The organism is Virgibacillus sp. MSJ-26 (genome assembly GCF_018918075.1).
Classification (GTDB): Bacteria; Bacillota; Bacilli; order Bacillales; family Amphibacillaceae; genus MSJ-26.
Map to the genome: position 1 here is coordinate 1 of NZ_JAHLPW010000013.1, position 15473 is coordinate 15473.

14 protein-coding genes are annotated in these 15473 nt (G+C 36.5%); all 14 read right to left on the reverse strand.

Annotated features, from left to right (window positions below; all coding sequences use genetic code 11):
• Window positions 1-271: 271 nt before the first annotated feature.
• The 14 genes from codY to lepB all read right to left on the reverse strand — a co-directional run bounded on the left by codY (window position 272) and on the right by lepB (window position 15402).
• The gene (gene codY / locus KQI49_RS12585) at window positions 272-1051 is read right to left on the reverse strand and encodes a GTP-sensing pleiotropic transcriptional regulator CodY (RefSeq protein WP_216489466.1); all 780 of its coding nucleotides are present in this window, start codon (window positions 1049-1051) and stop codon (window positions 272-274) included.
• A 39-nt stretch (window positions 1052-1090) separates the two neighbouring features.
• Window positions 1091-2488, reverse strand: coding sequence for an ATP-dependent protease ATPase subunit HslU (gene hslU / locus KQI49_RS12590; protein WP_216489467.1), 1398 nt, complete (start codon window positions 2486-2488; stop codon window positions 1091-1093).
• 18 nt (window positions 2489-2506) lie between these two features.
• Window positions 2507-3052 carry an ATP-dependent protease subunit HslV gene (gene hslV / locus KQI49_RS12595; protein ID WP_305852331.1) on the reverse strand — a complete coding sequence of 182 codons (546 nt, stop codon included), beginning with the start codon at window positions 3050-3052 and terminating at the stop codon, window positions 2507-2509.
• 22 nt (window positions 3053-3074) lie between these two features.
• Entirely contained in the window at window positions 3075-3971 is an 897-nt protein-coding gene (xerC, locus tag KQI49_RS12600) for a tyrosine recombinase XerC (protein WP_216489469.1), read from the reverse strand.
• A 419-nt stretch (window positions 3972-4390) separates the two neighbouring features.
• Entirely contained in the window at window positions 4391-4702 is a 312-nt protein-coding gene (locus KQI49_RS12605; protein WP_216489470.1) for a hypothetical protein, read from the reverse strand.
• Between the two features lie 224 nt (window positions 4703-4926).
• On the reverse strand, window positions 4927-7005 hold the full coding sequence (gene topA, locus KQI49_RS12610; RefSeq protein WP_216489471.1) for a type I DNA topoisomerase: 2079 nt from the start codon (window positions 7003-7005) through the stop codon (window positions 4927-4929).
• Between the two features lie 105 nt (window positions 7006-7110).
• The gene (gene dprA, locus KQI49_RS12615) at window positions 7111-8004 is read right to left on the reverse strand and encodes a DNA-processing protein DprA (protein ID WP_216489472.1); all 894 of its coding nucleotides are present in this window, start codon (window positions 8002-8004) and stop codon (window positions 7111-7113) included.
• 76 nt (window positions 8005-8080) lie between these two features.
• The gene (gene sucD, locus KQI49_RS12620) at window positions 8081-8983 is read right to left on the reverse strand and encodes a succinate--CoA ligase subunit alpha (protein ID WP_216489473.1); all 903 of its coding nucleotides are present in this window, start codon (window positions 8981-8983) and stop codon (window positions 8081-8083) included.
• A gap of 51 nt (window positions 8984-9034) precedes the next feature.
• Window positions 9035-10195, reverse strand: a complete 1161-nt coding sequence (gene sucC / locus KQI49_RS12625) for an ADP-forming succinate--CoA ligase subunit beta (protein ID WP_216489476.1) — start codon at window positions 10193-10195, stop codon at window positions 9035-9037.
• Between the two features lie 96 nt (window positions 10196-10291).
• On the reverse strand, window positions 10292-10567 hold the full coding sequence (locus tag KQI49_RS12630; protein ID WP_216489477.1) for an EscU/YscU/HrcU family type III secretion system export apparatus switch protein: 276 nt from the start codon (window positions 10565-10567) through the stop codon (window positions 10292-10294).
• On the reverse strand, window positions 10564-12384 hold the full coding sequence (locus KQI49_RS12635; protein ID WP_216489479.1) for a hypothetical protein: 1821 nt from the start codon (window positions 12382-12384) through the stop codon (window positions 10564-10566). The genes KQI49_RS12630 and KQI49_RS12635 overlap by 4 nt, the downstream gene beginning before the upstream one ends.
• A gap of 2 nt (window positions 12385-12386) precedes the next feature.
• Window positions 12387-13169 (reverse strand): ribonuclease HII, encoded by a 783-nt coding sequence (locus KQI49_RS12640; protein ID WP_216489481.1) that lies wholly within the window; start codon window positions 13167-13169, stop codon window positions 12387-12389.
• A gap of 770 nt (window positions 13170-13939) precedes the next feature.
• On the reverse strand, window positions 13940-14788 hold the full coding sequence (gene ylqF, locus KQI49_RS12645) for a ribosome biogenesis GTPase YlqF (protein WP_216489482.1): 849 nt from the start codon (window positions 14786-14788) through the stop codon (window positions 13940-13942).
• 41 nt (window positions 14789-14829) lie between these two features.
• A complete protein-coding gene (gene lepB / locus KQI49_RS12650; RefSeq protein WP_216489484.1) occupies window positions 14830-15402 on the reverse strand; it encodes a signal peptidase I in 573 nt (190 codons plus the stop codon).
• Window positions 15403-15473: the final 71 nt, after the last annotated feature.

Sequence of the window (15473 nt, forward strand, 5' to 3'; positions counted from 1 at the left end):
TTACGAATCAAAGAACTAGAAATCAAATGGGAAAATGGTCGTATACCAAACTGGGCGATGGTTATGAACCAACTTTTAATCCATGATGATCTAAAAGATAGGGTGTTAAAATATCTTGAGTAAATTAGAACTTACACACTTTATTTGACAAGCCCGTTTCCTTTCGATATATGTATTGAGAAGATTGCAACAAAAAACCCTATAACTAAGAAGTTTCTATAATTTCTTAGCTATAGGGCACTTTTTAAATTGGATAATACATTTAAAGCGATTATCTAGAGCGTAACTTATCAAGTTCAACTAAGAACTTATCATTTAATACTTTAATGTACGTTCCTTTCATCCCTAATGAACGTGATTCAATCACACCTGCACTCTCCAACTTTCTTAGCGCGTTTACAATAACAGAGCGAGTAATACCAACTCTATCAGCTATCTTACTAGCTACAAGTAATCCTTCGTGACCATCTAATTCTTCAAAAATATGGTCAATGGCTTCAAGTTCACTATAAGACAAGGAGCTGATAGCCATCTGCACAACAGCCTTACTTCTTGCTTCAAGTTCAATTTCTTCAGTTTTCTCATGAAGGATTTCCATACCTACAACAGTTGCACCATATTCTGCAAGTAGTAAATCGTCGTCGTTAAAACTTTCGTCAATACGACCTAAGATAAGTGTTCCTAAACGCTCTCCACCACCGATAATCGGTACAATGGTCGTTAATCCATCTTTAAAAAGCTCACGGTTTTCTTCAGGAAAAACGGTGTAAGTGCTATTGATATCCAGATTAGCTGTTGTCTCATGTATATGGAATAACCCTTGAGTGTACTCTTCTGGAAATTGTCTCTCTTCTAACATGCCTTTCATACGGTCGTTGTCAATTTCCTGGTTGATAGCATAACCAAGAAGCTTACCTCTACGACTTAAAATGAAAATATTTCCTCTAATAACATCTCTTAATGAAGCTGACATATCATTAAAATTCACTGATTTCCCTGTAGCTTTTTGTAACATAGCGTTAATTTTTCTAGCACGATCTAAAAGTTCCATTTTCAAATTCCTCCATTTTTTTGAGTTTTAGTTTATTGTTTACAATATGAATTGGCTTAAGTCTTTGTCTTTAACGATATTACTTAACTTTTCATTGACGTAGTCAGGGGTAATATCAATTTTCTCCATATTAATTTCAGTTGCTTCAAATGATAAATCTTCAAGCAACTTCTCTAATATTGTGTGAAGTCGTCTTGCCCCAATATTATCCGTGTCCTGGTTAACTTGGTAGGCCACTTCAGCTATCCTTGTTACAGCTTCGTCAGTAAAAACAACATCTATACCTTCTGTTTTCAGTAAAGCTTGATATTGTTTTAATAAGGCATTAGATGGTTCTTTCAATATCCGTTCAAAATCTTCAACCGATAATTTCTCAAGTTCAACCCTAATTGGAAATCGACCTTGCAGTTCAGGTATCAAGTCTGATGGCTTAGCCATATGAAATGCACCGGCTGCAATAAAAAGCATATGATCCGTTTTAACGGGGCCATGTTTCGTTACAATTGTTGAACCTTCTACAATCGGGAGAACATCTCTTTGAACGCCCTCTCGAGATACATTAGGAGAGTTATCCTGCTTCCCTGTTACTTTATCGATTTCATCAATAAAAATAATCCCGGATTGTTCAGCACGTTTTATAGCATCTTGAGTAGCTTCTTCAATATCGATCATTTTTTGAGCGTGTTGTTGCGTTAAAACTTTTCTCGCTTCAGAAACGGCAAGTTTTCGTTTTTTCTTCTTTTTCGGCATCAACTGACTAAAAGCGTCTTGCATATTCATGCCCATTTGCTCCATTCCTGAACCTTGTAACATGTCAAACATAGATGGTGTGCCTTCCTCTATTTCAACAGTGACCATTTGATCTTCCAGTTCACCAAGAGCAAGCTGATGGGCTATGCGTTCTCGTTTTGACCTTATTTCATCATGATTTTTATCTTCATTGTCGTCTGGTTCTTCATCATTTCCTTGAGTAGGAAAAAGCATTTCGAAAGGATTTTTCATATTGTTTTGTTTTTTTGCCTGAGGAACGAGTAACTTCACAAGCTCCTTATTAGCTTCTTGTTCCGCTTTTTCTTTTACTTGATCCATCTTTTCTTCTTTAACCATTCGAACTGACATTTCTACTAAATCACGAACCATTGATTCAACATCACGGCCAACATAACCCACTTCTGTGAATTTTGTTGCTTCCACTTTAACAAACGGAGCTGATACGAGTTTTGCCAATCGGCGTGCAACTTCGGTTTTACCGACTCCAGTAGGACCAATCATTAAAATATTTTTAGGTACAATTTCATCTTTTATTTTATCGTCCAAATTCATTCGTCTGTATCGATTGCGCAAGGCGACTGCAACAGACTTTTTTGCTTGCTGTTGTCCGATAATATACTTATCTAACTGGTCAACAATTTGTTTCGGAGTATAATTCATACTCATGTCTTTAACAGGCCTCCCCTATTCAAGTACTTCTGTTGTAACTTGGTCATTTGTAAACACACAAATTTCTCCAGCAATCTCTAAAGCTGCTTGAGCAATTTCTTTAGCTGATAAATGATCAGTGTGTTTCAACAATGCTCTTCCAGCACTTAAGGCAAAGTTTCCGCCCGATCCAATAGCTAAAATGCCATCATCTGGTTCGATTACTTCACCTGTACCTGAAACAAGGAACATATTTTGTTTGTTCATAACGACAAGCATCGCTTCTAATTTACGCAACACCTTATCACTTCGCCATTCTTTAGCAAGTTCTACCGCTGCTCTAGTTAAGTTACCATCATATGTTTCAAGTTTTCCTTCAAATTTCTCGAAAAGAGTAAAGGCGTCTGCGACAGATCCTGCAAACCCCGCTAGTACTTTTCCATTAAACAATGTGCGCACTTTTTTAGCTTTATGTTTCATGACAACCGAGTTACCAAGTGTCACTTGCCCATCTCCACTCATCGCACATTGTCCATTATGCATGACTGCGAATATGGTTGTCGCATGCATCTCTTGACTCAATACTCTCACCTCTTTGATCATATTATCCTTTTGCTCTTGGGTGGCTATCCATATAAACACTTCTCAGACGATCTTTTGTTACATGGGTATATATTTGAGTAGACGACAAGTTATCATGCCCTAATAATTCTTGAACTGCTCGTAAATCAGCACCCTCATTTAACATATGAGTAGCAAAGGTATGCCTTAATTTATGCGGATGAATATTAACGGTTAGAGCCGCCTTTTCTAAAATTTTATTTAAAATCAAGCGAATTCCTCGATCAGATAGAGGGGTTCCTCTTGCATTTAGAAAAACAAAATCGGTGGGACTGTTAGTTTTGTTCAGTAATTTATCTCTGCCATCCTTTATGTATCTCTCTAATGCAATTTTAGCGAATTTTCCAAAAGGAACATAACGTTCTTTTCGTCCTTTTCCCGTAACAAACAAGGTGCCTATTGAAAAGTCGATATCTGTTAGACGTAATCCTTGGCATTCACTAACTCTAATACCTGTTGCGTAAAGCAGTTCTATAATCGCTTGATTTCTTTGACCCAAAGGATCGCTTAAGTCATTTACCTCTAATAATTTTCCCAATTCTTCCTTATAAAAAAAGGTTGGGATTGGTTGGCTAGTTTTCGGCAATGTTACATTAATAAACGGATTCTTCGAAACATAATTTTCTCGCTCTAAATATTTGTAAAAGCTTCTAAGGCTAGATATCGTTCTAGAAATTGACCTTCTACTTAATTTTTGATCATGAAGAAAGGTTAAGAACAAACGAACAACCTGATAATCAACCTGGTTTAACTCTAATTTGCCTTCTCTTTGTAAGAAAGAAAAAAATGTTTTCAGATCTTTCCGATAATGTATTACGGTGTTTGGTGAAGCATTTTTTTCAATTTGCATGTATTCAATAAAAGCTTGCATGTAATTCATTACAATCTCCACCCTATGAACAGCTAATAAATCATATCATATGTTATGAATTGAAGCAATGGACTTAACTAAATTGTAACAAAATTCAGAAACAGGCTCAAGTTTAAAGAAGATATGTTATATAATTTTATTTAAATAGTCACATAACTGACATATATTAAAATATTTCTTTGAGTTTTGCAATTGGGTGGCTAGATAAGCTCTTTTAGACTACAATAATTTTACATTGCATCTATATAGCAAAACCAATTTTATCTGCTTTATATTTCAACAAAATTTCATTAAACTTGAGCCTGTCAAGGACTTTAACTTACCAATGGATAATTATAACTTTCACATAAAAAATAGTCAACAATTACAATTCGAAGACTTTTAAAAAAATTGTGATGGTATCTTTTAAACCCATTATTTCCAATCTTCTATTCTTTTAACCCCATTCTTTCAATTTTCTGTTTTGTTTCGAGCGTACCTAACTGATAGAGCCGATTATAAATGGATGTGAGATAGTTATCATATGCATCTCTTTCATCGTCCGCTCCCCACTCGTTAAAAGGTTTAGCTAAGAACTCTACTGCTTTTTTCTCACGCTTATTTTTTTCTCTAAAAAGATTATTTAGTTCAGCAATGTCACTGTCTGTTGCTTTTATTTCAAATTCAGTTGTGTCAGGTATAGATACTTCAGTTATCTCTTCTTTTTCAATAGAAACAAAATAGCTTTTTCTCTCTTCCATCTTAATACCTCCTTATCAGAACTCTATTCCCTTATACTTTCTGTTAAAACATGACAAATATCTTATTTAAAACAGAAAAACTGCCCTTTAATGGCAGCTTTTCTATATTATTTTTACCCCCTCGTCCCTCGAGGTCTTAAGCGGTAAAACTACGTGGCAACAACCGCCACTGCGTTTTCCCGTTTAAGCTTTTCAGGGCTGAACAGGCGCTTGAACTTTTGATTTTAATTTTGGGTGCTTTCTTTATAGTCGCATTCTGTACATTTTACTTGTGTCTCTTTTTTGGTTTTCTTTTCTACTAACAATGAATTACATTTAGGGCATGGTCGTTCAATTGGTTTATCCCAAGAGACGAAATCACAGTCAGGATATCTATCACAACCATAGAATGTTCTTCTCTTTTTAGATTTTCTTTCAACGACATTTCCCTCTTTACATTTAGGACATGTCACACCAATCTTTTTTAAAATCGGTTTGGTATTACGGCATTCCGGGAAGTTAGAACAGGCTAAGAACTTACCATATCGACCCATTTTATAAACCATTTCATGTCCGCATTTTTCGCAATCAATTCCGGCTGGTTCGTCTTTTATTTCAATTTCAGCCATTTCCTTTTCCGCTTTTTCTAAACGAACTTCAAATTCTTTATAAAAGTCATCGATGATTTTAATCCATTCTACTTTACCATCTTCAATTGAATCGAGGTCATTTTCCATTTTTGCTGTAAAATCCACATCAATGACTTCTGGAAAAAATTCTACCATGACATCATTGACGATAGTACCTAATTCGGTTGGTAAAAAACGTTTATTATCCATGCTAACATAATTTCTACGTTGAATAGTGTCAATCGTTGGTGCATAAGTTGATGGACGTCCTATTCCTTGTTCTTCCATTGTTCTAACAAGTCTAGCTTCCGTATATCTCGGAGGTGGTTGTGTGAAATGTTGATTAGGTGTGATTTTTTCAGCATCAACCTTCATGCCTTCTTTTAAGTCAGGTAAAATCTTATCTTTTTCTTTTTTATTATCGTCAGTACTTTCAATGTAGACTTTCATAAATCCTTTAAATTTGATTTTTGAGCCAGTAGCACGGAATTCAACTTTATTATTAAGTAAATGTACTGTCATTGTATCCATAACAGCTGGCGCCATTTGACTTGCCATAAAGCGTTCCCAAATCAATTTGTATAAGCGATACTGGTCTTGTGATAAAACAGATTTCAATGATTGCGGATCCCTTATAGCAGAAGTAGGACGTATAGCTTCGTGTGCATCTTGAGCACCTTCATTTTTCTTCTGTTTTCGCTTCAAACCTAAGTAAGACTTACCAAATTTCTCTTCAATATAACCTTTAGCTTCTTCTTTAGCCGTATCAGAAATACGGGTAGAGTCCGTACGCATATAAGTAATTAATCCCGTAATGCCCCCGGCTTTTTTACCTAGATCAATTCCTTCATATAGTTGTTGGGCAACCATCATAGTTTTACGTGCTCTGAAATTAAGTTTACGAGCTGCCTCTTGTTGTAAAGAGGAAGTAATAAATGGCTGAGCAGGAAATCTCTTACGTTCCCTTTTGTTTACCTTATTCACTGAAAACTGTTTATCTACTAATTTACCTAAAACTACATCCACTTCTTCTCTATTATTGAGTTTTTGTTTTTTACCGTCTATACCATAGAATGATCCCTCAAAAGTGGCTTTATCTTTTTGAAAGTCAGCATCAATTGACCAATATTCTTCAGGCTTGAAATTTTTAATTTCATTTTCGCGATCTATAATCATTTTTAATGCAACAGACTGGACACGTCCAGCACTTAAACCTTTTTTAACCTTTTTCCAAAGTAAAGGACTAATATTATAACCGACTAAACGATCTAAAATCCTTCTTGCTTGTTGAGCATCGACTAAATCCACGTCAATAGATCTCGGATGTTTAAATGATTCTTTAATCGCATCTTTAGTAATCTCGTTAAACACAACACGGCAGTCAGAAGTGTCATCTATTTTCAATGCATGTGCCAAGTGCCATGCTATTGCTTCCCCTTCTCTGTCGGGGTCAGCTGCTAAATAAATCTTTTTTGCTTTTTTAGCAGATTTTCTTAATTCTTTTAAGATATCGCCTTTTCCGCGAATTGTTATATATTTCGGTTCAAAATTATTTTCAGCATCGACACCCATCTGGCTTTTGGGTAGATCACGCACATGACCCATAGATGCTTTTACAGTATATTTTTTTCCTAAATAGCGTTCAATCGTTTTCGCTTTTGCTGGCGATTCAACGATAACTAGATAATCGGACATATTTATTTCCTCCTATTAATCGAGGTGCAACTTCACACTATAAACTTCACTAATCGTAAATATATATTATGCTTTTGTCAAATAATCAGAAGTATTTCATCGGTCTTAAATAATCCAATTGTCTTTATATAATTCCCAATCTTCTTTAATATCATTTGCTTGAGTAACTAATTTTGCACCATCCTGAATCATTTTATGACATCCTTTCGTTTGTGGAACTAAAGGTGACCCCGGTGCAGCGTAAACTTCTCGCCCCTGGTCTAGCGCTTGGTCTACAGTTATAAGTGTACCACTTTTTTCTTTTGCTTCAATGACCAATGTCCCGAAGCTAAGTCCACTAATAATTCGATTTCGTTCTGGAAAGTGAAATGGTTTTGGAGAGGTACAAGGAGGATATTCTGATAAAACTAATCCCTGGGCTGATATTTTCTGGAATAATGCTATATTTTGTTTAGGATAAATGTGATGGAAACCGCCCCCTAAGACGGCAATCGTTTTTCCGTGGTACTCAAGAGAATTCTGATGGGCTAAACTATCAATTCCTTTTGCCATGCCACTAACAACAATCCATTTCTCTTTCACGAGAGGAGTAACTATTAAGTTAACTTTTGCCTTAGCTTCAGAAGTTGGATGTCTTGTTCCAATCACGCTAAGAGCAGGCAGTCTATTTAATAAGTTAAGGTCTCCAATTGCATATAGAACAAGTGGTGGGTCTTTAATAGTTTTTAACATAGGTGGATAACTTTCGTCAACTAAAGTGACAATTTGATAAGTTTTCATGTCTTCTTTTATTTGGTGATGAAATTCTGAATTATGAAGGTCGTGATAAAGTAATATAGCTTTTTGTGTGGGCATAGCTAGAAGCTGGGATATTTCCATTGAAGTTAATCTGTAGATTTTAGTTAGTGTAGAGTCTAAGGAGATAATTTTACGGATACGATTTCTAGTCATGTAGCGACAACGATGAAGATGAACTAACCGTTTTCGAATACGATTCATTTTTTACTCCTTTTAAAGGTTTTTAGTAAAATAATCCAGGAACCTAAAGTTTAAGCTCCTGGATTCAATTTTGAGTTTAATGTGTTTTACACTTTTCCTTTAAGCCATTTGCTTCCAATGCATGAATCATAGTTTCACCCATAACAGCTGGTGTTTCAGCAACAGAGATACCACATTCTTTCATTTTCTTATTCTTGGCATCTGCAGTTCCTTCACCACCGGAAATAATGGCACCCGCGTGTCCCATACGTTTTCCTGGAGGAGCAGTAGCACCACCAATGAAGCCAACAACAGGTTTAGTCATATTTGCTTTAACCCATTCAGCCGCTTCTTCTTCTGCTGTTCCACCGATTTCACCAATCATGATTACAGCATAAGTTTCCGGGTCTTCATTGAATGCACTTAGTACATCAATAAAATCCGTTCCATTAACAGGGTCGCCGCCGATTCCTACTGCTGTTGTTTGACCATAACCGGCTTCTGTTAATTGATGTACAGCTTCATATGTTAATGTACCTGAACGGGAGACAACGCCAATATGTCCTTTTTTGTGAATATACCCTGGCATAATACCAATCTTACACTCATCAGCCGTTATAACTCCAGGGCAGTTTGGGCCAACTAAGCGTGTCTTTTTACCTTCCATATAACGCTTAACTTTAACCATATCTAAAACTGGGATATGTTCGGTAATACAAATGGCAAGATCTAGCTCTGCATCTGTCGCTTCCATTATGGCGTCTGCCGCAAATGGAGCTGGAACATAAATAACTGATGCGTTAGCACCTGTTGCTTCAACAGCTTCATCTACCGTATTGAAAACTGGTACACCTTCTACTTCAGTTCCACCTTTTCCAGGTGTAACTCCTGCTACAATTTTCGTACCATATTCAAGCATTTGTTTTGTATGAAATCTGGCTGTCCCACCAGTGATTCCTTGGACAATTACTTTTGTATCTTTATTTACATATACACTCATTTTCGTCCGTCCTTTCTAAGCAATCTGTTACAAATCTTGTTTTGTCAGAAACTATTCAACTAACGATACAATCTTTTGAGCTCCATCTGCCATTGAGTCTGCAGACGTAATATTCAACCCAGAATCCTTTAGGATTTGTTTACCTTTATCTACGTTGGTTCCTTCTAGACGTACCACTAGTGGAATTTCAAGACCTACTTGTTTCGTTGCTTCAACAACACCTTCAGCAATGACATCACACTTCATAATACCTCCAAAGATATTTACGAAAATACCTTTAACATTAGCATCTGACAAGATAATTTTAAACGCTTCTGTTACCTTTTCAGCTGTGGCTCCACCACCAACATCTAAAAAGTTCGCAGGGTCACCGCCATAGTGTTTGATAATATCCATTGTTGACATAGCAAGACCTGCACCATTTACCATACAACCGATATTTCCATCTAAAGAAATATAGCTTAGATCATGCTTAGAAGCTTCAATTTCCTTTTCATCTTCTTCGTCAAGATCACGTAATTCAAATACATCCTTTTGACGATATAAAGCATTATCATCAAAGTTCAGTTTAGCGTCAAGTGCTAATACCTCACCGTCACCTGTCGTAACTAGTGGATTGATTTCTGCAATAGAGCAGTCTTTTTCTGTATATGCCCGGTATAGCCCCATCATAAATTTAACTGCTTTAGAGACTAGTTCGCTTGGAATATTTATATTAAATGCTAGTCTACGAGCTTGATAGGGTGCTAACCCAACTACCGGATCAATTTCTTCTTTAAAGATTTTTTCAGGAGTTTCTGCAGCAACCTCTTCGATTTCAGTCCCACCTTCTTCAGAACCCATCATAACAACGCGTGATGTGGCTCGGTCTAGGACAATACCTAAATAATATTCTTTTTGGATGTCACAACCTTCTTCAACTAGTAGGCGCTTAACTTCCTTACCTTCTGGTCCAGTTTGTGGAGTGACTAAAGTCTTACCTAAAATTTCATCCGCATATGTACGAACTTCGTCTAAGTTCTTAGCAACCTTCACTCCCCCTGCTTTTCCACGGCCTCCAGCATGAATTTGTGCTTTAACAACAGTGACATCTGTTCCTAATTTTTTTGCATTTTCTACAGCTTCATCGACTGTATATGCAACGTGCCCGTTAGGAACATTAACACCATAGTTACGTAAAATTTCTTTTCCTTGATACTCATGAATGTTCATCATGCATCCTCCCATCAAAATTCACTGCATGTCTATTGTAGTAAAAAACAAAACTTTTCACAACAATTAGCGAATGTTGTCGTAAAAAACGATAGATTAATTCATCTTTTTTGCTTTTTGATCAGCTCTATAAATAAAAGCAAACACTTCTGCAACGGCTTGATAGAGTTCTTCAGGTATTGTTTCGTTAATGTCAAGTTCAGCCAACAACTCCACTAATGAACTGTCTTCGAGCATAGGAATATTATTCTGCTTTGCTTTATTCATTATATTTTCAGCAGTTAGCCCTTCTCCTGTAGCTACAACTCTTGGCGCCAATTCCTTGTCTTGATCATAACGTAGGGCTGCGGCTTTCTTTCTGTTTTGTTTCATATTCGATAATCCATCCCTTGTGTATAAGTTTCATAAGTCGAATTCTTTAGTGTGTTTTTTTGATCAGTTTTTGCACTAAGCGGTTTAAATAAAACGGTTGAAAGACGATACTTTAATGATTCTAGGCTCTCTTTTAAAAGCCCGATAAAGGGAGTGGACATTGATTTCAATTCCTTTAAATCATTATAGACAGTCACTGTAACTGAACGATTCTGAACGTTCATATCGATGATTGTTTCTTTTAAATGATTAAGATCTAGAAAAAAATGAATACGGCAGTAGTCTGAATCTATATGCCCGTTTTTCTTTTTCCCTTCAAATTTTAAGTTGACTTCATTGGCAAGTCCTAATTTGTCACCTGGAAATTGGAGATAAGCGTAAATAATATTGTTAATTTCATTAACAGATTGCAGCTGTAATCCATTTATAATATTTAAAATTTTGGTTGAATGCTCGAGTATTGGAGCTTCACTTTGATTTTGATGGGTTAATTGTAGCAATAATCCTTTGAGCGTATGATCCAATTGACTATTCATATTCTCGGCTACTTGATTTTCATATGATAAACCTACCATATTAGCAAAATTTCTCATATACTGATAAACACGTTGTTCTTCTGATTGATTATTATAGTCATTGGATAATCCAATCTGGGCAAGGAAATGAGATATTCTTCTGTATATTTGATTATCTTGAAGAAGTTCCATAATTTTCATCAATTTAACAAAGGATTGAGGTTCATTTTTTAATGATTTAGCAAGTTGTTCTTGTTGTGATTCTGGAAGTAGAGGTAAAACCTCATGCGAAATAAATCGCTTCATTTGTTGATATTCAGAGGTAGAAAGAGGCGATTGTGATTGTACCGACTGAGCTATTCTACTGGTAAATAAGTGCTCCCATTGATTTCCGAGATCAAACAATGATTCTTGGTTTTTCTTTATTTGAGTAAAAGCAGAAATAACATCTTGTATATTCTTATTATTGAATAAAAAATAATCATGTTTCTCTATGATGCCTGTTGTAAATGAACTCGAGGCTGATGATTGACTAAGATTTGACTTCCAATTTGTTCCCCATTCACCATAATTGACTTCAGGTTCAATCATTCCACTTAATTTTAATGCGTTAAAAAATGTTGTTTTATTAGTCGTCATGTCGAAAAGCACCTCGTTTTCTACCACTTGTGTAGTGTTAGAAGGTAATCCAATAAGCTGTTTTATATAATTAGAAACATATTGTTCAAAAGGGGATAAGCTTACTTGTTGAGTTAGATTTTGTTGTAGTTGTTGCAATTGATTAGCAAGCTGGTTTTTCCCTTGAGACATCAATGCATCTAAAACAGATTTAGTTATCGGTAAATTTGCGACTAGCATGCGTTTAAGCGTTTGTTGTGCGTGTTCTTTATCATGCGATTGATCAAGCACCGTCAACGCTTTTTTAAGTTGTTCTCCATTAAAAGGAATATTATCACTGAGTAATGATTGTATAAAGGTAACATTATCTTTAGTCGTTTTTAAATTTAATTGTTTTAAAAGAGTTGAACTGTTTTTAGCTGATTGCTCTGTTAATTTCTCACCAAGCATTCTCAAATATATGATGTCATTTGCAACGTTAACTTGAAAATGATACTTATCCCCTAACGTAAGTGGTGTTTCGAGTTGTGCCACTAACTTTTTCAAACCGATTTGAATCATGGCTTTATGATTTGGATAAAGTTTTAATATTTGGCCTCGTATAATTTGACCATCCCTTAATCCACCGGTTGAATCAGATGATCTTATGATTGGTAAGCGCTGATTTATATGCTCAATTGACACATTTACCACCCCAATTGATAATTAATAACTTCTTTAACAGGAGCGAATGATTTTCTATGGTATGGTGTGATGCCACGTTCTTTTATTTGTTCAACATGATGTTTCGTTCCATATCCCATATTGGATTTAAAATCATAGCTTGGAAATTCCTTATGTATTTCTTTCATTAATAGATCACGTGTGACTTTAGCTATAATACTTGCTGCGGCAATGGATACACTTTTTTGGTCACCTTTAATAATAGGTGTTGTTGGGTGATTTAAACCGGTTAGCTTAACGGCATCAATCAGTGAATGATCAGGTTGAGGATCTAATGCTTTTAATGATTGAATCATAGCAAGTTTAGTTGCTTCAAATATATTCATTCTATCGATTGTCTGATTATCAATTATTGATACGTTATATGTGATTGCCTGTTCTTTAATAGTGTGATAAAAGTTTAAGCGCTGTTTTTCATTGAGTTGTTTGGAATCAGTTAAGCCATACAAGGTAAAATCTGAAGGTAAAATAACGGATGCAGCGACAACCGGTCCTGCTAAGGGGCCTCTTCCCGCTTCATCTACACCTGCGATAAGCCGAAATCCCCTTTTAGCAAGCGCATGCTCGTAAGCCTGCATATTAACAAATTGTTTTTTTAGTTGCTCTTCCTTTTGCTTCTTTTTTTCATAGCTATTAATAATAGCTTGTACTCCCTTTCGCTCATCCGACCTCAGTTGGTCGATTCTTTCTTCGGTTAACTCATCATTCCTGAACAATTCCCTCAATTCAGCTATTGACTTCTTCATCCAAACTCACCTGACTCTCTCTCTTTATATCGACTTTAATTCCAAATTGTTAATAAATAAATCAAACACTAAACTTCCTACACACTAACATTGCGGCATATAAGATATAAACTGTGCGGTAACTCTTTCTGGCACTCTCAAACCAAAATTGGTAAGTGTTAGTCTCACGCTACGGAAATACACTTCGCTTTCCAGGGGCGGATGGCTGGTGAGCCTCAGAATGCAAACGCATTTCGGGGTCTCACCGAAGTCTCTGGGACTGCACGTGAATGCTCGCCCCACCGAAGACCATAGCTCACCTAGGAGCCTCCGTGTATGTCCTCCGCTGGTTTCAGTGCACTATCAATGTGTAAAAAAATTTCATAATAGCATCAAATAACTTTAATAGTCTGGGTGAGCGCAGGGCGGTGACTCCTCGAAAATTTAAAACCATTTTCTTCGTGCGATGCAAAGCTACCGAAGTTTTTCTTGTCCTGCGGGAACAGCAAATGGTTTTCGACGGGGCGAACGATAGTACAGTCCCACGAATCTGAAGACCCCGCAGAGAGGGTAAAGCTAATGAAGGCCGACTAAAACCGTCCTTTGCGGACAACGCCGGCATACCCCTTGCCGGGGCAAGGAGGCTAAAGTCGTGCCCGCGGAAAGCATCCGCCCGGAGCGATCCCAGACGTTCGGGATTACGCTTGCTTTGAAAAAAGTAGCCCATTAGTTATTGCACATCATATGGATATTTCGACGTAGTGTATGGTCTTCGTCTATAGGTATGTGTCTTAGTCGTTAACTGATTCGAGTGTTACTCTGCCGAGTTTGCCTGTTCGTAAGTCACGGCTGACTATATCTGCTACTTTGTCAAAGTTCACATGCCCCCCGCTCTCAAGCGCTCCTCGTTTTTTTCCGATAGCTGTAAATATATCCCACATATCTACCATGTCTTCGTTGATACCGTAGCGATTATGGAGCATATCGGGATAATGCTTTTGAAGATAGTTGATTACATAGGCTACCACATCTTGCATGGAAACAAGGTCATCTTTAATAGTACCAATGGCTGCTAGGCGATAACCTACTGCCTGATCCTCAAATTTAGGCCATAAAATCCCGGGCGTATCTAGCAAATCAAAATCACCTTTAACTTTTATCCATGATTGATGTTTTGTCACTCCTGGCCTATCACCTGTTTTAGCAATTTTCTTGTTTGCTAAACGATTGATTAATGTGGATTTTCCTACGTTAGGAATTCCGATAATTACTGCTCTAGCTGGCCGTGGTTTAATACCTTTTTTAGCAAGCTGATTCATTTTCTTCTGTCCAAGTTGTTTACCACTTTGAACAACTTGAGAGATGTCCGCCTTATTATTTACATTGACGGATAAAGTTAGGTGCCCCTCTTCCTCAAAAGAATTTACCCACTTTTCCGTTTGTTTTGGGTCAGCTAAATCCTTTTTCATCAATAACATTAATTTAGGCTTATCTTTCAACATGTCTTGTAACATAGGATTTTGTGAAGATAAGGGGGAACGTGCATCAACCAGCTCAATAATAAAGTCAACTAGTTTTAATTTTTCCTCAAGTTCACGCCGGGCCTTTGCCATATGCCCTGGAAACCATTGTATCGTCATGATCTACATCCTCCGTTTAGAATTGTAATTATACCCGTCAACTATTCAAGAGACTTCATAGTTTGCCAGCGACTAATAGGCCAAAAAACGATATTAGTTTTACCGACAATTTGCGATTTTGAGATTAAACCAATAATTCGGCTATCGGTTGAGTTATTTCGATTGTCTCCTAAAACTAAATATTCATTCTCAGGAATTTTCGAGTAACCACCAGGCAGCTCTTCTAAAGTGAAATTTTCATAAAAAGTCGGTTCATCAATCATCCCATTTTCATTCTTATATTCAAGAAATGGTTCTGCTACTTCTTCGCCATCAATGTACAATGTATGATCCCTGACTTCCACATGCTCTCCTGGTAACCCAATAATTCGTTTAATGAAATCCTTTTGTTCGGAAGCATGAAAAACGATAATATCAAACCGTTCTGGCTCATTAAAATGGTAATCGATTTTATTCACTAACATTTTATCTTGGTCATGTAACGTTGGATACATCGAAAAACCATCAACAATTATTGGTGCAAATAAAAACATTCTTATAAAAGCTGTAATAGCTAATGCCACTAAAAATACTTTAAACCATTCTATCCATTCATTCTCGCGGTCATTTAACATTTCTAATCCCTGCCATTTTTCATCTATTTCTTGCCTAGTTATGATCTAACATAAAAAGAGCTTGCCAACAT